General features: G+C 71.8%; 1 protein-coding gene and 1 pseudogene. Both read right to left on the reverse strand.

Features of this window, described 5'->3' with window-relative positions:
• Positions 1–32: 32 nt before the first annotated feature.
• The gene (locus OHA19_RS43655) at positions 33–9,527 is read right to left on the reverse strand and encodes a type I polyketide synthase (protein WP_331754621.1); all 9,495 of its coding nucleotides are present in this window, start codon (positions 9,525–9,527) and stop codon (positions 33–35) included.
• Positions 9,528–9,630: 103 nt separating this feature from the next.
• Positions 9,631–19,926 (reverse strand): annotated as a pseudogene (locus OHA19_RS43660) (type I polyketide synthase); the annotation flags it as partial.
• Positions 19,927–20,175 lie beyond the last annotated feature (249 nt).

The raw sequence follows: 20,175 nt of genomic DNA on the forward strand, positions 1-20,175 counted from the left end.
TGAGTCGTGCAGGAAAGTTCGTGCTTGTCACGTCAAGAGATCCCGAGGTCGTTGTCGATCAGGTCGAACAACTCCTCGTTCGTCGCGGACTCGAGCCTCTCCGCGGCGTCCGTCCGGTCCTCGGGCCCGTGGGTCTCGTTGAGCCTGGACAGGAGGGATTCCAGGCGCATGACCACCCGTACGCGCCCGATGTCGTCGTGTGCGCGGGCGGCGAGGACCTGTTCGAGGCGGTCGAGTTCGGCGCCGGGAGGCAGATCACCCTCCGTGTCCTGCAGGATCTCTGCCTGCAGGTGGCGGGCGAGCGCGGCCGGCGTCGGATGGTCGAACACGGAGGTCGCGGGCAGTCGCAGGCCGGTCGCGGCGTCGAGCCGGTTGCGCAGCTCGACAGCGGTGAGCGAGTCGAAGCCGAGTTCGCGGAAGGCCCGGCCCGGTTCGACTCCGTCCGGCGTCGCATGCCCGAGTACCGTCGCCGCGTGCTCCCGCACCAGGTCGAGGAGCAGCCGTTCCCGGTCGGCCTCGGCCAGCACGGTCAGTTCCGCGCGGAGCGCGTGTACCTCGCCCGTCTCCTCGGCCCGGCCCGCGTCCGGAGCCGCCATAGCCCTCACCTGCGGAAGGTCGCCGATCAGGGGGCGCTCGCGGGCCATGGTGAAGACGGGGGCGAAACGCTCCCAGTCGACATCGGCCACCACCACGGACGTGTCGTCGTTCTCCAGGGCCTGCCGCAGCGCGGTCATGCCCGTATCCGGCTGGATGAGACGCACGCCCTGGCGGTCGAGGAGAATCTTCGCGTCGTCGCTGACCATGCCGCCACCGGCCCACGGGCCCCACGCCACCGACAGGGCGGGCACGCCCTCGGCCCTGCGCTGTTCGGCGAGGGCGTCCGTGTAGGCGTTGGCCGCCGCGTAGGCGCCGTGGTCGCCGACGCCCCAGATCGCCGAGACGGAAGAGAAGTAGACGACCGCGTCGAGGTTCTCCCGGTCGAGGAGCTCGTCCAGGTGCCTGGCCCCCGCGACCTTCGCCGACGCGATGTCCGCGAAGAGTACGTCGTCCGTCACCGCCAGGGGCGCGAGCACGCCGACTCCGGCGGCGTGCACGACGGTGCGCACCACGTCGCCGTCCGCGGCGAGCTTCTCCAGGAGCGCGGCCACCGCCGCGCGGTCGGTCACGTCGCACGCCGCGACGGTGACCCTGGCGCCCGCTTTCTCGATGTCCACGACCAGGTCGTCGACGCCTGCGGCCTTGCCACCGCTGCGGCTGGTGAGGACGACGTGCTCGGCCCCGCCGCCGGCGAGCCACCGCGCGACATGGCCGCCGAGCGCGCCGGTGCCTCCGGTGATGACCGCCGTGCCCGACGGCTTCCACGGCCTGGCGGGCACCGGACCGTCGAGCGGAGCGGGCACCACGCGCCGGGTGAGCACACCGGCCTCGCGCACGGCCACCTGGTCCTCGTGGTCGGTCCGCGCGAGAACGGAAACCAGGCGGTTCAGCGCGGTCGCGTCCACCCGCTCCGGCAGGTCGATCAGGCCGCCCCACAGCTTCGGGTGCTCCAGCGAGGCGACCCGCCCGAGCCCCCACGTCTGGGCCTGCGCCGGCCGCGCGAGGACATCGGAGCGGCGCACCGAGACGGCGGTCCGCGTGGCACACCACAGGGGCGCCTCAAGACCCAGCTCGGTCATCGCGCGCAGCAGGGCCAGCACGGCGAACGAACCGACGGGCAGCGCATCGTGCGCGGGGTGCGGCCGCTCGTCGAAGCTGAGCAGCGACAGCACTCCGGAGAGCGTCCCTGGCTCGGCGACCGCTTCGCAGAGCCGCTCGGCGACGTCCTTCACGGTGTCCCTGCCGCCGTCCACGGGCAGCACGGTCACGTTCGCGCCGTGCTCGCGGAGCGCGGTCGCGCAGTCGGTCAGGGCTGTGCTCGCGGCATCCGCCTCGGGCACCGCGAGCACCCACGTCCCGTTCAGCAAGGAGGTCTTCTGCGCGGCCGTGGCGCCCGAGGTTGCCGAGGTGCCCTGGGTGCCCGCATCCGCGAGCGGGTGCCACGTCACGCGGTACCGCCATCCGGCGACGGCCGAGTCCTCGCTGCGCTTCCGGTGCCAGCTGGAGAGGGCGGGGAGCACGCTCGCCAGAGTGGACTCTCCGCTGTCCGCGAGTTCGAGGGTCCTGGCCAGCTCGTCCACGTCGCCGCGCTCGACCACGCCCCAGAACTCGGTGTCCACCGGGCCCTGTCCACCATCCGTCCGGACGGCCACCGGTACGCGCGCGGCGCTCGGCCAGTAGCGGTCGTGCTGGAAGGCGTAGGTGGGCAGGTCTACGCGGCGGGCGCCGGTACCGGTGTAGTACGCGGTCCAGTCAACTGCCTTGCCGCGTACTTGGAGTTCCGCGAGGGCGGTGAGGAGTGCGTCGGGCTCTTCACGGTTCTTGCGGAGGGCGGGTACGAAGGCGAGCTCGCCGGAGTCAGAGGCAACACAGTCCTGCGCCATGGCGGAGAGCACGCCGTCCGGGCCCAGCTCCAGGAACGCGGTCACGCCTTCCGCTTCCAGAGTGCGGATGCCGTCCAGGAAACGAACGGCCTCACGCACGTGACGCACCCAGTACTCGGGATCCTGGATCTCCTCGACCGACAGGACCTCACCCGTCACATCGGACACGATCGGAAGCTGCGGGGCATTGAAGGTCAGGCTCGCCGCGACCGCACGGAAGTCGTCCAGCATCGCGTCCATACGCGGCGAGTGGAAAGCGTGGCTGACCCGCAGCCGCTTGGTCTTACGACCCTCGCCCTCGAAGTGCGCGGCGATGGCAAGCACCGCGTCCTCGTCGCCTGAAATCACGGTGGCGGACGGCCCGTTGAGTGCGGCGATGGACATACCGTCGACCAGCAGCGGCAGGACCTCGTCCTCCGCCGCCTGGAGCGACACCATCGCGCCACCGGTCGGGAGCGCCTGCATCAGACGACCCCGAGCCGCCACCAGCGCCGCAGCCTCTTCGAGGCACAGCACCCCGGCCACGTAAGCGGCCGACAGCTCACCGATCGAGTGACCCAGCAGATAGTCCGGCTTCACCCCCCACGCCTCAACCAGACGGAAGAGGGAAACCTCCAGCGCGAACAGACCCGCCTGCGTGAACTGCGTCCGATCCAGCAGTTCGCCGCCCTCGAAGACCACCTCACGAAGAGGCCGGTCCAGGTGCCGGTCCAGCTCCGCGCACACCGCGTCGAACTCGTCCGCGAAGACGGGATACGCCTCGTACAACTCCCGCCCCATGCCCGCCCGTTGCGAACCCTGACCCGAGAACAGCACGCCCATCCGACCCGGCGAAGCCGAGCCCTGAACCGTCCGCTCGCCCAGCAGCACCGCCCGGTGCTCCAGCACCGCACGCGACGTCACCAGCGAGAAACCCACATCCACCGGCGACAGCTCAGAGCGCTCGGCGACGAACGACCTCAGCCGCTCCACCTGCGCCGACAAGGCTCCCGCGGAACGTGCCGACACCACCCACGGCGTCACCGGCAGCGCCACCGGAGCCGTAGCCTTCGCCGGCTCCTCGGCCTCCGGAGCCTGCTCCAGGATCACGTGCGCGTTCGTACCGCTGACGCCGAACGACGACACCGCGGCGCGCCGCGGTTCGCCCGTCGCCGGCCAGTCGACCGAGTCCGTGAGGAGTTCCACGGCGCCCGCCGACCAGTCCACGTGGGAGGACGGCTCGTCGACGTGCAGGGTCTGCGGCAGTACGCCTTCGCGCATCGCCATGACCATCTTGATGACGCCCGCGACGCCTGCGGCGGCCTGCGTGTGGCCGATGTTGGACTTCAGCGAGCCCAGCCACAGGGGGCGGTCCTCCGGACGGTCCTGGCCGTACGTCGCGATCAGCGCCTGCGCCTCGATCGGGTCGCCCAGCGTCGTACCCGTACCGTGGCCTTCCACGACGTCGATCTGTGCGGGTGAGAGGCCCGCCCCTTCGAGGGCCTGGCGGATGACGCGCTGCTGGGAGGGGCCGTTGGGTGCGGTCAGGCCGTTGGACGCGCCGTCCTGGTTGACGGCGGAGCCGCGCACGATACCCAGCACCTGATGGCCGCTGCGGCGGGCGTCCGAGAGACGCTCCAGGAGCAGCAGGCCCACGCCCTCGCCCCACCCCGTGCCGTCCGCCGCCTCCGCGAAGGACTTGCACCGGCCGTCCGTGGCCAGCGCGCCCTGCCTGCTGAACTCCATGAACGCCGCGGGGGTCGACATCACGGTGGCGCCGCCCGCCAGGGCCATAACGCACTCGCCCGACCGCAGCGCCTGCACCGCGAGGTGCAGGGCGACCAGCGACGACGAGCACGCCGTGTCCACCGTCATCGCCGGGCCTTCCAGGCCGAACGTGTAGGAGAGGCGGCCCGACACGACGCTGGCCGCGTTGCTCGTGGCGAGGGAACCCGCACCGGCGTCGGCCGAACCGAGCAGGACCGTCGCGTAGTCCTGGCCGTTGGTTCCGGTGAACACGCCGGTGCGGCTTCCGCGTACCGATGCCGGGCTGATCCCGGCGCGCTCGAAGGTCTCCCAGGCGGTCTCCAGGAGCAGCCGCTGCTGCGGGTCCATGCCCAGGGCCTCGCGGGGCGAGATGCCGAAGAGGGAGGCGTCGAACTCCGCGACGTCGTGGACGAATCCGCCCTCGTGGGCCTGGGTGGTGACGGGCTGCCCGTCGTCGCCGCGGTACAGCCGGTCGATGTCCCAGCCGCGGTCGTGCGGGAATTCGCTCATCCCGTCGCCGCCCGATGCCACCAGGCGCCAGAGGTCCTCCGGGGTCCGGACGCCACCCGGGTACCGGCAGCCCATGGAGACGATGGCGATGGGCTCGTCGTCGGCGTGTGCCGACAGTCGGTCCGCCGTCTCCCCTGCCGCTTCCGCGGTCGGGTCGGCGGCGCCGAGCTGGGGTGCGAGGAGGCGCAGGGCGATATCGCCCGATGTGGGGTGGTCGAAGACGAGGGTGGTGGGCAGGGTCAGGCCGGTGGCTGCGTTCAGACGGTTGCGGAGTTCGACGGCGGTGAGCGAGTCGAAGCCCAGCTCGCTGAAGGCCCGGTCCGGGGCGACGGCGTCGGGCGACGGGTGGCCGAGCACAGCCGCGGCCTCCGCCCTGACCAGGTCGAGCAGCGCCCGGTCGCGTTCGGCCGTCGACAGCGCGGCTAGCCGCTCGCGCAGCGCCTCCGCGACGTCCCGTCCGCTCGCGCCGTCGGCCTCCGGCGCCCGCAGGGCTTCGGCGGCTTCGGGGATGTCATCGATGAGGGGCCTCGGCCGCGCCATGGTGAAGGCGGGTGCGAACAGCGCCCAGTCGACGTCCGCGACGGTCAGGCAGGTCGCCCCCGCACCGACCGCCTGGACCAGGGCGCCGACCGCGAGTTCCGGGTCCATTCCGCCGAGTCCGCGGCGGGCGAGCATCTCCTGTGCCGTGCCCACGGCCATACCGCCTCCGGACCAGCCGCCCCAGGAGATGGACGTGGCCGTGAGGCCGCGGGCCCGACGGTGCTCCGCGAGGCCGTCGAGGTAGGCGTTGCCCGTGGCGTAGGCGCCCTGTCCGGCGCCGCCCCACACACCGGCGCCGGAAGCGAAGAGGACGAAGGCGTCCAGCGAGTCGCGGGTGTCGGCGCCGAAGATCGCGTCGAGGTTGGCGGCGCCGGTCGCCTTGGCGGCGAGGGCGTCGGCGAAGGCGGCCGGGTCCGCGTCGGCGAGCCCCGCCTGTGTGGTGACGCCAGCGGCGTGGACCACCGTGCGGATGGGCCTGCCGTCCGCCTCCTGCACGCGGGCGACGACTTCGGCCAGCGCCTCGCGGTCGGCGACGTCGCAGGCCGCGATCGTCACCCGGGCGCCCGACGCGGTCAGTTCGGCCTCGAGTTCGGCGGCACCTGCCGTCTCCGCGCCCCGTCGGCCGGTGAGTACCAGATGCTCCACGCCGGCGCGGGCGAGCCACCGCGCGGTGTGGGCGCCGAGGGCGCCCAAGCCTCCGGTGATCAGGGCCGTGCCCTGCGGGCGCCAGGGCTCGGGCGTCTGGTCGTCGCCCTCCGGAGCCCGGACGAGACGGCGTCCGAACACGCCGCCCGAGCGCAGTGCCACCTGGTCCTCGCCGGCCGGGTCCGTGAGGACGCCCGGCAGTCTCGACCAGGCACGTGCGTCCAGTGCATCCAGCTCCGCGGGAAGGTCGATCAGCCCGCCCCAGCGGTCGGGGTGCTCCAGGCCGAAGACCCGGCCCAGCCCCCAGGTCTGCGCCTGCACGGCGCCGGAGACCGATTCGGACCTGCCGATGGACACGGCGCCGCGCGTCACACACCACAGCGGAGCGTCCACGCCCTGCTCCACCAGGACCTGCATCAGAGCCAGCAGGGCGGCGACACCGCCAGGGAGCGTCGGGTGGGCGTGGTCGGGTGCCTCGTCGAGCGCGGTCAGCGACACGATGCCGGCGACCGGCCGGCCCTCGGGCAGCGCTCGGCGCACCGCCCGGGCGAGTTCAACGCGGTCGGCACCGCCTGCCGCGACGGGCACCGTCACGACCTCGGCGCCACCGGCGGAGAGCGCCCGACCGACGGCCTCCGCCGTCTCGTCGGCTCCGGCATCGGGCACGACCAGCAGCCAGGGCTCGCCGATTCCGGTGTCCGTCCGAAGCTTCAGCGGCTTCCAGGTGATGCGGTAGCGCCAGCCGTCGACCTTCGACGCGTCCCGCCGCTGCCGCCGCCACGCGGACAGCACGGGCAGCAGGTCGCCGAGCGCCGCCTGTGTCTCGTCCTCGACGCCGAGCGTGCCGACCAGCGCCGCCAGGTCTCCCTGCTCGACGGCCTCCCAGAACCGGGCGTCCACCGGATCGGCCGGGGCGACGACCGAAGCGGGGGCATGCCCCTGCGGCCAGAACTGCTGGTGCTGGAAGGCGTAGGTGGGCAGGTCGACGCGGCGGGCGCCGGTGCCGGCGAAGTACGTCGTCCAGTCAACTGCCTTGCCGCGTACGTGGAGTTCGGCGAGGGCGGTGAGGAGTGCGTCGGGCTCGTCACGGTTCTTGCGGAGGGCGGGTACGAAGGCGAGCTCGCCGGAGTCAGAGGCAACACAGTCCTGCGCCATGGCGGAGAGCACGCCGTCCGGGCCCAGCTCCAGGAACGCGGTCACGCCTTCCGCTTCCAGAGTGCGGATGCCGTCCAGGAAACGAACGGCCTCACGGACGTGACGCACCCAGTACTCGGGATCCTGGATCTCCTCGACCGACAGGACCTCACCCGTCACGTCCGAGACGATCGACAGCTGCGGGGCGTTGAAGGTAAGCCCCTGCGTGACCGCACGGAAGTCGTCCAGCATCGCGTCCATACGCGGCGAGTGGAAAGCGTGGCTGACCCGCAGCCGCTTGGTCTTACGGCCCTCGCCCTCGAAGTGCGCGGCGATCCGCAGGACAGCCGCCTCGTCACCCGAAATCACCGTGGAGCGCGGACCGTTGAGCGCGGCGATCGAGACGCCCTCGACCAGCAGCGGCAGGACTTCGTCCTCCGCCGCCTGCAACGAGACCATCGCGCCGCCCGCCGGGAGCGCCTGCATCAGACGACCCCGCGCAGCAACCAGAGCGGCGGCGTCTTCGAGAGACAGCACACCGGCCACGTACGCAGCCGACAGCTCACCAATGGAGTGACCCAGCAGATAATCCGGCTTCACCCCCCACGACGTCACCAGCTCGAACAGCGCCACTTCCAGCGCGAACAGACCCGCCTGCGTGAACTGCGTCCGATCCAGCAGTTCGCCACCCTCGAAGACCACCTCACGAAGAGGCCGGTCCAGGTGACGGTCCAGCTCCGCACACACCCCATCAAACGCGTCCGCGAAGACGGGATACGCCTCGTACAACTCCCGCCCCATGCCCGCCCGTTGCGAACCCTGACCCGAGAACAGCACACCCACCCGACCCGGCGAAACCGAGCCCTGAACCGTCTGCTCACCCAGCAGCACCGCCCGATGCTCCAGCACCGCACGCGACGTCACCAGCGAGAAACCCACATCCACCGGCGACAGCTCAGAGCGCTCGGTGACGAACGACCTCAGCCGCTCCACCTGCCCCGCCAGCCCCGCCTCCGACTTCGCCGAGACAACCCACGGCACCCCCGGCAGCGCCACCGGAGCCACAACCACCGCCGGCTCCTCGGCCTCCGGCGCCTGCTCCAACACCACATGCGCGTTAGTGCCGCTGACGCCGAACGACGAGACGCCCGCACGGCGCGGCTCACCCGTCTCCGGCCATGCCACGGACTCGGTGAGCAGCTCAACAGCCCCTGCCGACCAGTCGACCTGGGGCGTCGGCTCATCCACGTGCAGGGTCTGCGGCAGCACACCCTCCCGCATCGCCATGACCATCTTGATGATCCCGGCGACACCCGCGGCGGCCTGAGTGTGACCAATGTTCGACTTCAGCGAACCGAGCCACAGGGGCCGGCCCTCCGGACGGTCCTGGCCGTACGTCGCGATCAGCGCCTGCGCCTCGATCGGGTCGCCCAGCGTCGTACCCGTACCATGCGCCTCCACCACGTCGATCTGTTCGGGGGCGAGCCTCGCGCCGGCCAGGGCCTGGCGGATGACGCGCTGCTGGGACGGGCCGTTGGGCGCGGTGAGTCCGCTGCTCGCGCCGTCCTGGTTGACCGCGGAACCCCTTACGACGGCCAGCACTTGGTGTCCCAGGCGGCGTGCGTCGGAGAGGCGCTCCACCACGAGCACGCCCGCGCCCTCGGCCCAGCCCGTGCCGTCCGCGCTCGCGGCGAAGGACTTGCAGCGGCCGTCGAACGACAGGCCGCGCTGGCGGCTGAAGTCCACGAACGTGCCGGGAGTCGCCATGACCGTCACACCGCCGGCCAGCGCCATCGAGCATTCGCCCGACCGCAGCGCCTGCACCGCGAAGTGGAGAGCGACCAGGGACGACGAGCACGCCGTGTCCACCGTCACCGCAGGCCCTTCGAGGCCCAGCGTGTAGGAGACGCGGCCGGACAGGACACTGCCCGAGTTACCCGTACCCAAGTAGCCTTCCACGCCGTCCGGTACGGACTGCAGCTGGCTGATGTAGTCGTGGTACATCAGGCCCGCGAACACCCCCGTCCGGCTCCCCTTGAGCGAGGTCGGGTCGATGCCGGCGCGCTCGAAGGCCTCCCAGGACACTTCGAGGAGCAGCCGCTGCTGCGGGTCCATCGCCAGCGCCTCGCGCGGGCTGATCCCGAAGAAGCCGGGGTCGAAGGCGCCGGCCTCGTGCAGGAAGCCGCCTTCGTGCACGTACGACGTGCCGGACTCGCCCGGGTCGGAGCTGAGGAGCCCTTCCACGTCCCAGCCACGGTCGGTGGGGAACGGGGATATCCCGTCCCCGCCCGCGGCGACAAGCTCCCACAGCTGCTCGGGGCTGTTGACACCACCGGGGTAGCGGCAGCTCATGCCCACGATCGCGATGGGCTCGCGCTCCCGGTCCTCCATCTCGCGCAGCCGATGGCGAGTCTCGCGCAGGTCCGCCGTGGCCCGCTTGAGGTAGGCGAGGAACTTCTCCTCGTTCGCCATGGGGTGTCACTCCTTGAAGAGGTGATCGACGTGGATCGGGATGTTCGAGGGGGTGGAGGTGTCCGGGGTGTGCGGAGGCAGAGATGGAGGGAGCCCGGAACCCTCAGGACGTTTCGAGCTCCTCGTCCAGCAGGTCGAAGATCTCGTCGGCCGTGGCCGATTCGAGGTCCTGGCCGCCCGGTGCGTCGCCCTCGGCTCCGCCGCCGTTCCAAGCGGACATGAGCCCCCGCAGCCGGTCGGTGACCGCGGCCCGGTCGGCGTCGTCCGACGCGACTGTGGCCAGAGCCCTTTCCAGCCGGTCGAGCTCGGCGAGGAGGGCCAGCGCCGAGCTCGCCCCGTCCTCGACGAGCTCGTCCCGCAGGTGGGCGGCCAGCGCTTCCGGGGACGGGTGGTCGAAGACCAGCGTCGAGGGGAGCCGCAGGCCGGTCTCGGCATTGAGCCGGTTGCGCAGCTCCACCGCCGTGAGCGAGTCGAAGCCGATCTCCAGGAAACCGCGGGTGACTTCCACGGCCGCGGGAGAGCCGTGGCCGAGCACGTCGGCGATGGCGGTGCGCAGGATGTCGAGCAGGATCCGGTCTCGCTCCGCGGTGTCCGCGGCGGCCAGTCGCTGCTTGAGGTCGGCTGCCGACGCGCCCGCCGGACCGCTCTTGCCTGCCGCCGTCGGCCGGACCGGTCCGCGGATCAGCCCGCGCAGCAGCGGCGGGATCGCGTCGGGCCGCACCTGCGGGGAGCCCGCGGTGAGCCGCGTCGGCATGAGCACCGCGTGGCCCGCCGTCCGGCCGGTGTCGAACAGCTCGATGCCCTGTTCCTGTGTGAGGGGCGCGAGCCCCGAGCGGGCCATGCGGGCGATGTCGGCCTCGTCCATCCGGCCTGCCATGCCGCTCTCCGCCCAGGGGCCCCAGGCGAGGGAGACGGCGGGGAGGCCCTGGGCGCTCCGGTGCTGGGCCAGTCCGTCGAGGAAGGCGTTGGCGGCCGCGTAGTTGGCCTGTCCGGGGCCGCCGAAGGTGCCGGCGGCCGAGGAGAACAGTACGAATTCCCGTACCGCGAGTTCCATGGTCAGCTCGTGCAGGTGCCAGGCGGCGTCGACCTTGGGACGGAGCACGTCCGCGAGCCTCTGCGGGGTCAGGGACGCGAGGACGCCGTCGTCCACGATGCCCGCGGCGTGCACCACCGTGGTGAGCGGGTGCGCCGCGGGGATCTCCGAGAGCACCGCGGCGAGCGCGGAACGGTCCGATGTGTCGCAGGCGGCGAAGGTGACCTCCGCACCCGACTCGGCCAGCTCCTCGGCGAGTCGCGCCGCGTTCGGCGCGTCGCCCCCGCGACGGCTGACCAGCAGCAGGTGGCGCGTGCCTCGCTCGGCGAGGCGACGAGCGACCAGGCCGCCGAGGAAACCGCTGGCGCCGGTGATCAGCGCGGTGCCCGGCTGACCGACGGTGTCTCCCTGGTCTGCGTCTGCCTGATCTGCGTCTTCCCGGTCGGCGGCGTCAGGGTCGACCACCGACTCGGCGTCCAGCTCGGCGACCGCGACGCGGTCCAGGCGCGGGACGAGTATCTTCCCCGCACGGACCGCGAGTTGCTGCTCACCGCAGGCGACGGCCGTCACGAGGCTCTGCGCGGACACGTCCGCGTCGTCGATGTCGACGAGTACGAACCTGCCCGGAGCCTCGGACTGCGCGGAGCGCAGCAGCCCCCACACGGCCGCCTGTGCCAGGTCGGTCACGTCCTCGCCGTCGACCGCTACCGCGCCCCGCGTCGCGACGACCATCAGGACGTCGGTGAACCGCTCGTCGGCCAGCCATGCCTGGACGGCTTCCAGGGCCTCGGCCGTACGTTCATGAGCGGCGTCCGAGGCGGCCGTGTCCGTGGCGGACGGGGCGAAGGCGAGCAGGACGGCGGGCGGCGGAGTGGGCGCGGCCGCCAGGTCGTCGAGGCCGGCGAAGGCGTCTACGCCGACACCGGATGCCGCGAGACCGAGGTGGTCCGCCCCGAGCACGGCCCAACGGGCGTCGGGGAAGGTGCGGTCGACCGCGGCGGGTGACCAGCCGAGGCGGAACAGCGAGTCGTGGTGCGTGGACTGCCGCGCGCCGTCGAGCTGTGCCGATGTGACGGTGCGCAGCACCAGGGACTCGATGACCGCGACGGGCGCGCCCTTCGGGTCCGCGAGGGTCAGTGAGACCCCCTCCGGGCCCTTGGCACCCGTGGACCCGTTGGCACCCGTGGAGTCCTGGGAGCCCTGGGCGTCCTTGGGGGTGATCCGCACGCGGAGGGCGTCGGCGCCCGCCGCGTACAACGTCACGCCGTTCCAGGCGAACGGCAGACGGTTGCGGCCCCCGCCGTCACCGTCGGCGTCGTGCGACGTGCTCAGGCCCATCGCGTGGAGCGCCGAGTCGAGGAGCGCGGGGTGCAGTCCGAACCGTGCCGCCCCGGTCTCCGTGCCGTCGGGCAGGGCGACCTCGGCGAAGACCTCCTCGCCGAGCCGCCATGCCGCACGCAGCCCCTGGAACACCGGGCCGTAGCCGTAGCCGATGGCTGTGAGGTAGTCGTAGAGCCCGTCGACGGGCACTTCGGTGGCGCCTTCCGGCGGCCAGACCGTGAGGTCGCCCGCGTCGGGCCGGTCGCCGCCCGACGTGAGGGTGCCGCTCGCGTGGCGCGTCCAGGACGCCTCCGCCCGGCCGAGGTCGCGGGAGTGGATCTCCACGGCCCGGCGGCCTGCCTCGTCGGCGGGGCCCGCCCACAGCTGGAGGCCGACGGCCCCTTCGGGGGACAGGACGAGCGGTGCCTCGATGGTCAGTTCTTCGAGGTGGTCGCAGCCCACGTCGTCACCGGCCTTGACGGCCAGTTCGACGAACGCGGTGCCGGGCATCAGCACCGTGCCCATCACCGTGTGGTCGGCGAGCCAGGGGTGGCTGTCCAGCGACAGCCGGCCGGTGAAGACGTACTCGTCGGAGTGGCCCAGCTCGACCTTGGCACCCAGCAGCGGGTGATCGGCCGTCCCGAGCCCCGCCTGCCGGACGTCTCCCGCCGCCGCACCGCCTTGGAGCCAGTACTGACCGTGCTGGAAGGCGTACGTGGGCAGGTCGACCCGGCGGGCACCGGTGCCTGCTTCGGAGAAGTACGTCGCCCAGTCAACTGCCCTGCCGCGTACGTAGAGCTCGGCCAGCGCGGTGAGCAGGCTCTCCGATTCTTCGCGGTTCTTGCGCAGAACGGGTACGAAGGTGAGCTCATCGCCGCCCTCGGAGCCGCCGCTCACGCAGTCCTGCGCCATGGCGGAGAGGACTCCGTCGGGGCCCAGCTCCAGGAACGCGGTCACGCCCTGGGCTTCCAGAGTGCGGATGCCGCCCAGGAAACGGACGGCCTCACGGACATGGCGGACCCAGTACTCCGGGTTCTGAGTCTCCTCGGCCGACAGGATCTCACCCGTCACGTCCGAGACGATCGAAAGCTGCGGGGCATTGAAGGTCAGGCTCTCCGCGACCGCACGGAAGTCGTCCAGCATCGCGTCCATACGCGGCGAGTGGAAGGCATGACTGACCCGCAGGCGCTTGGTCTTGCGACCCTCGCCCTCGAAGTGCGCGGCGATCTCGAGAACCGCCGCCTCATCACCTGAAATCACCGTGGAGCGCGGGCCGTTGAGGGCCGCTATCGAGACGCCCTCGACCAGCAGCGGCAGGACTTCGTCCTCTGCCGCCTGCAACGAGACCATCGCGCCTCCGGTCGGGAGCGCCTGCATCAGACGGCCCCGCGCGGCGACGAGAGCGGCAGCGTCTTCGAGGGACAACACGCCGGCGACGTACGCGGCCGACAGCTCACCGATCGAGTGGCCCAGCAGGAAGTCCGGCTTCACGCCCCACGACGTCACCAGTTCGAACAGCGCCACTTCCAGCGCGAACAGACCCGCCTGCGTGAACTGCGTCCGATCCAACAGCTCACCGCGCTCGAAGACCACCTCGCGAAGAGGCGTCTCCAAGTGCCGGTCCAGCTCCGCACACACCGCGTCGAACGCGTCCGCGAAGACGGGATACGCCTCGTACAACTCCCGCCCCATGCCCATCCGCTGCGAACCCTGGCCGGAGAACAGCACGCCCACCCGGCCGCGCGCTCCCGCGTCCCGTACCAGTCCTGCGGCAGTTCCCTGGTCGGCGAGGGCGGTGAGCCCGTCGAGGAAGGCGTCGCGGTCGGTCGCGACCAGCACGGCTCGGCGTTCGTGGACGGATCGGGTGGTGGCCAGCGAGTACGCGACATCCAGCGGATCGAGGCCGGGGTCGGCGACGACCGTCGTGCGCAGGCGTTCCGCCTGGCCGCGCAGCGCTTCCTCGTCCCGTGCGGACAGCACCCACGGCAGTGCCGCGGGCCCGCCCTGTGTGCGGGGCGCGGGCGGTGCGATGGCGGCGGGGGCCGGCTCCGGGGCTTGTTCCAGGATGACGTGGGCGTTCGTGCCGCTCACGCCGAACGAGGAGATGCCGCACCTGCGGGGGTGGTCGGTCTCCGGCCAGTCCCGCCGCTCGGTCAGGAGTTCAACGGCGCCTTCGGTCCAGTCCACGTGGGTGGAGGGCTTGTCCACGTGCAGGGTCTTCGGGAGCACTCCGTGCCGGAGCGCCATGACCATCTTGATGATCCCGGCGACCCCCGCGGCAGCCTGCGTGTGACCGATGTTCGACTTCAACGAGCCGAGCAGCAGCGGCAGTCGGCCGTCCCGGTGCCTGCCGTACGTCGTGAGGACGGCCTGCGCCTCGATGGGGTCGCCCAGCGTGGTGCCGGTGCCGTGCGCCTCCACCGCGTCCACCTGGTCCGCGGTGAGGCCCGCGTTGACCAGGGCCTGGCGGATGACGCGCTGCTGCGAGGGTCCGTTGGGGGCGCTGATGCCGTTGCTGGCGCCGTCCTGGTTGATGGCGCTGCCCCTGACGACGGCCAGCACCCGGTGGCCGTTGCGCTCGGCGTCGGACAGCCGCTCCAGGAGCAGTACTCCGACGCCCTCGCCCCAGCCCGTACCGTCGGAGGCTTCCGCGAACGCCTTGCAACGGCCGTCGGACGACAGGCCGCCCTGGCGGCTGAACTCGGCGAAGACCGCCGGCGTCGCCATGATCGCGGCGCCGCCGGCCAGCGCCATGGAGCACTCGCCCTGGCGCAGTGCCTGCGCGGCCATGTGCAGGGCGACCAGCGACGACGAGCACGCGGTGTCGATGGTGACGGCCGGGCCTTCGAGGCCGAGGGCGTAGGCGATGCGGCCGGAGATCACTGCGGTGGCCGTGCCGGTGAGGAGGTAGCCCTCGACGCCCTCCGGCGGCTGGTGGACGTCGCTCGCGTACCCCTGCGACGAGGCGCCGATGAACACACCCGTGCTGCTTCCGCGCGCGGAAGCGGGGACGATCCCGGAGCGCTCGAAGGCCTCCCAGGAGGTCTCCAGGAGGAGCCGCTGCTGCGGGTCCATCGCCAGCGCCTCACGCGGGCTGATCCCGAAGAACCCTGCGTCGAAGGCGGCCGCACCGCTGAGGAAGCCACCCATCGGCGTGAAGCCCGGACCACTGCCGTCGTCGGCGAAGGCACGCTCCCAGCCGCGGTCGGCGGGGAACCCGGAGATGGCGTCGGTGCCGGTGGCGGCGAGGTCCCACAGCTGTTCCGGCGTCCGTACGTCACCGGGGAAGCGGCAGCCCATGCCGACGATGACGATCGGGTCGTCGTCGGCGGCAGCGGCACCGGCGGTCGGGGCCGTCGCGGCGGTGTCGTCCTCGTGGCCGAGGGACTCGGCGAGCAGGTATTCGGCCAGGACGGTCGCCGTCGGGTAGTCGAAGACCAGGGTGGTGGAGAGCCGCAGGCCGGTGGCGGCCTTCAGGCGATTGCGCACCTCCACGGCGGTCAGCGAGTCGAAGCCGACCTCGCGGAAGGCCCGGTTCGCCTCCAGCGCCATGGCATCGGCCAGGCCGAGCACGGCAGCGGCCTCGGTGCGTACGAGGTCGAGAACCGCGGCGGGACGCTCGTTCTCCGGCAGTTCGGCGAGGCTGCGCTGGAACGCGGAGAGGTCGCCCGTCTCGGCGGCCTCGACGGCCGCCGCGTCGTCGAGGATCCGGCGCACTTCCGGCAGGTCCGCGAGGAGCGGGCTGGGCCGGGCCACGGTGAACGTCGGTACGAACCGTTCCCAGCGTACGTCCGCGACCGTCAGCATGGTCTCGTCGTGCCCCACCGCGTCCTGCATCGCGTCGATGGCGAGCTCGGGGTCCATCACGGGCAGACCGCGTCTGCTCAGGATCTCCTCGGCCGAGCCCTTGGCCATGCCGGCGCCGCCCCACGCGCCCCAGGACATCGCGGTGGCGGCCAGGCCGTCGGCGCGGCGCTGCTGCGCGAGCGCGTCGAGGTAGGCGTTGGCCGCGCCGTACGCTCCCTGGCCACCGCTGCCCCAGATGCCGGAGATCGACGAGAACAGGATGAAGGCGTCCAGCTTCTCGTCGCCGAAGACCTCGTGGAGGTGGGCGGCGCCAAGGACCTTCGCCCGGAGGACATCGGCGTACTCCGCGCGACTCGTCTCGGTGATCACGCTGAGCTGGCCGACACCGGCGGCGTGCACGACCGCCGTGACGCGGTCGCCCGCGTCGCGCAGCCCCTGGACCGTCGCGGCCAGCGCGTCGCGGTCCGCCACGTCGCACGCGGCGAGGGTGACCCTGGCACCGAGTGCGGTCAGCCGCTCCTCCAGTTCCCGCGCGCCGGGGGCGTCGGCGCCCCTGCGGCTGGTGAGCACGACGTGCTCGGCGCCCTGGTCGATCAGGCGGTGCGCGATGAACGATCCCAGGGCACCCGTACCACCGGTGATCAGCACAGTGCCGCGCGGCGTCCACCGGGTCCCGGCGGAGCCCTGGCCGGGCCTGGCGCGCTGGAGGCGGCGCCCGAAGACACCGGACGCGCGCACCGCCACCTGGTCCTCGGCATCCTCGCCACCGCTGAGCACGCCACAGATCCGGGTCCACGCGCGGTCGTCGAGGATCTCGGGCAGGTCGATCAACCCGCCCCAGCGCTCCGGGTGTTCGAGGGCGACGACACGGCCGAAGCCCCAGTTCATGGCCTGCTCGGTGCGGACAGGGCCGTCCGAGCGGCCCACCGAGACCGCGCTCCGGGTCAGGAGCCACAGCGGGGCCAGGCGTCCCGCGTCACCCAGTGCCTTGACCAGCTCGACATTGGCCGCGAGGCCCGCCGGGATCACCGGGTGCTCCGGGTCCGGCCCGTGGAGCAGTGCCAGCAGGGACACGACCCCGGCCGGCTCCGGCGCGTCGGCCAGCCGGGCGGCAAGAATTTCGCGGTCCACCTCGGTGCCGGAGACGGTGAGCACCGAGACGTCGGCACCGTGTCGCGTCAGCCCGCGCACGGTCTCGCCCACCGTCTCGTGGTCGGCCTCGGCGGCGGGGACGACGAGCAGCCAACTGCCGGACAGGGCGGGCGCGGCCGCCGTCACGGGCTTCCAGGTCACTCGGTAGCGCCACGCGTCGACCGTCGACTCGTCCCGTCGCTGCCGCCGCCACGACGACAGCACCGGGAGCACTTCGCCGAGCGAGTCCCGGGTGGCACCGCCGAGTTCGAGGGTCTCGGCCAGCGCTTCCAGATCGCCGCGCTCCACGACGTCCCAGAATTCGGCGTCCACCGGGTCCGCCGCTCCCGCCACGGAGACCTCTTGGGCCTCCGGCCAGAACTGCTGGTGTTGGAAGGGGTAGGTCGGCAGGTCCACATGCGTGGCCCGCTGCCCCGCGAACACCGCCTCCCAGTCCAGCTCGACGCCGTGGACGTGGGCTTCGGCCGCCGAGGTCATGAAGCGGTGCGCCTCGTCCTCGTCACGACGCAGGGTCCCCAGCGCCACCGCGTCGTCCCGGCCCGCCTCCTCGAAGATCTCCTGCAACCCCAGATTCAACACGGGATGCGGGCTCACCTCGATGAACACGGACAGACCATCACTGGCAGCCGCCCGCACCGCCCGCTCGAACTCCACCGTGGAGCGCAGATTCCGGTACCAGTAACCGCCGTCCAGACCCGACGTGTCATCCAGCAGCGCACCGGTCAACGTCGAATAGAACGGCACCCGGCCCGACACCGGCACCACACCCGCCAGCAGACCCGCCAGCTCCTCCTCGATCAGCTCCACCTGAGCCGAATGCGACGCATAATCCACCGCGATCCGCTTCGCCCGCACGCCTTGTCCCGTGCAAGAGGCCACCAGCTCATCCAGTGCCCCCGGCTCACCCGACACCACCACCGACGACGGACCATTCACCGCCGCCACCGAGATCCGGCCGTCCCACACGGTCAGGCGCTCACGCACCTCCGCCACCGGAAGCGACACCGACACCATCCCGCCACCACCCGACAACGCCAGCAGGGCCTTGGAGCGCAGGGCCACCACCCGCGCACCGTCCTCCAGCGACAAGCCCCCGGCGACCACCGCCGCCGCGATCTCACCCTGGGAGTGGCCGATCACCGCCGCCGGCACCACACCACACGCCCGCCACAGCTCGGCGAGCGACACCATCACCGCCCACAGGACCGGCTGCACCACATCCACCCGGTCAAACCCAGGCGCACCCTCCCCGCCACGCACGACATCCAGCAGAGACCAGTCCGTGAACGACTCCAACGCCGCACCGCACTCCGCCATCCGCCCCGCGAACACCGACGACGACTCCAACAACCCCGCAGCCATACCCACCCACTGCGCACCCTGACCCGGGAACACGAACACCGGACGCACAGCCCGGCCCGCCACACCCCGCACCACATCCCCAACAGCACGCCCCTCGACCACCGCCGACAACGCACCCACCAAAGAACCCACATCACCCGCGAGCACCACCGCACGATGCTCGAACCGCGACCGGCCAAGCGCCAACGACCGCCCCACAGCAGACAACTCCGCCAGTGAGCCACCGCCATCAACAGCCAGCCGCAACCGCTCCGCCTGCCCCCGCAGCGCATCCTCCGACTTACCCGACAGCACCAACGGAACAACCGCACCCACCACCGGAGCAGACCCGGCCACGGACTCCGACACCACAGGCTCCACCTCCGGAGCCTGCTCCACGATCACATGCGCATTCGTGCCGCTCATGCCGAACGACGAGACGCCCGCACGGCGCGGCTCTCCCGTCTCCGGCCAGGCACGCTGCTCGGTGACCAGCTCCACCGCACCCGCGGACCAGTCGACGTGGGAGGACGGCTCGTCCACGTGCAGGGTCCGGGGCAGCACTCCGTGGCGTACCGCCTGGACCATCTTGATCACACCGGCGACACCTGCGGCGGCCTGGGTGTGACCGATGTTCGACTTCAACGCACCCAGGAGCAGGGGCTGTTCGGCGTCCCTGCCCTGGCCGTACGTGGCCATGAGCGCCTCGGCCTCGATGGGGTCGCCGAGACGTGTGCCCGTGCCGTGTGCCTCCACCGCGTCGACGGCCTGGGCCGAGAGGCGGGCGTTGGCGAGGGCCTGGAGGATGACGCGCTGCTGTGACGGGCCGTTGGGGGCGGTCAGGCCATTGGACGCGCCATCCTGGTTCACCGCGGAGCCACGTACGACCGCGAGGACCTCGCGGCCGTTGCGGCGGGCGTCGGAGAGGCGCTCCAGGAGCAGCACGCCCACGCCTTCGGACCACGACGTGCCGTCGGCCGTCGAGGCGAACGACTTGCAGCGGCCGTCGGCGGCGAGCCCACCCTGGTCGCTGAAACCGTAGAACGCCGCAGGGGTGGACATGACGGTCGCGCCGCCGGCGAGCGCCAGGGAGCATTCGCCGGACCGCAGGGCCTGCACGGCGAGATGCAGCGTCACGAGCGAGGTGGAGCAGGCTGTGTCGACCGTCACGGCGGGCCCTTCGAGGCCGAGCGTGTAGGCGATGCGGCCGGAGACGACGCTCGCGGACGTGCCGGTCAGGACATAGCCGCCGGTGCCTTCCGGCGGCGGCTGGAGCAGCGTCGAATAGTCCTGTCCCGTCGTGCCGGCGAAAACGCCGGTGCGGCTGCCCTTCAGCGTGTCGACCGTGATCCCGGCCCGCTCGAAGGCCTCCCAGGACGTTTCGAGGAGCAGCCGCTGCTGCGGGTCCATCGCCAGCGCCTCGCGCGGCGAGATCCCGAAGAACGCCGGGTCGAAGCCGCCGACGCCGTCGAGGAAGCCGCCCTCCATGGCGAACGAGGGGCCCCCGGAGTCGGTGGCGTCGCCGAGGCTCTCCCAGCCTCGGTCGAGCGGGAACGAGGAGATGGCGTCGACGCCCGAAATGGTCAGCTGCCAGAGGTCTTCGGGGCTGCGCACGCCGCCCGGGTAGCGGCAGCTCATGCCGACGATCGCAATGGGCTCGAGGTCGGCCGCCTCGAGTTCCTGCAGACGCTGACGGGTCTGGTGCAGATCCGCGGTAACCCACTTGAGGTAATCCCGCAGCGTCTCTTCGTTCGCCATTCAATCCCACCCTGAGCAGTCAGCACTTAATAGCGATGGAGGACCGGGAACTGGGTGGAAAGTCGTTCGACGCCCCCACTACTGGAGGAGGAATTCCTCGGCATGAATTGACCGAGACCACACAACCCTTAACCCATAGCCTTCACATTGCGCATCCTCGAAAGCCGACACGCTCCTGTAATTGCATCGGCATTCCAGCAGATCAACTCGCAATGTGAAGCTATTCGACCCCCTCTT

Source organism: Streptomyces sp. NBC_00012 (assembly GCF_045040875.1).
Classification (GTDB): Bacteria; Actinomycetota; Actinomycetes; order Streptomycetales; family Streptomycetaceae; genus Streptomyces.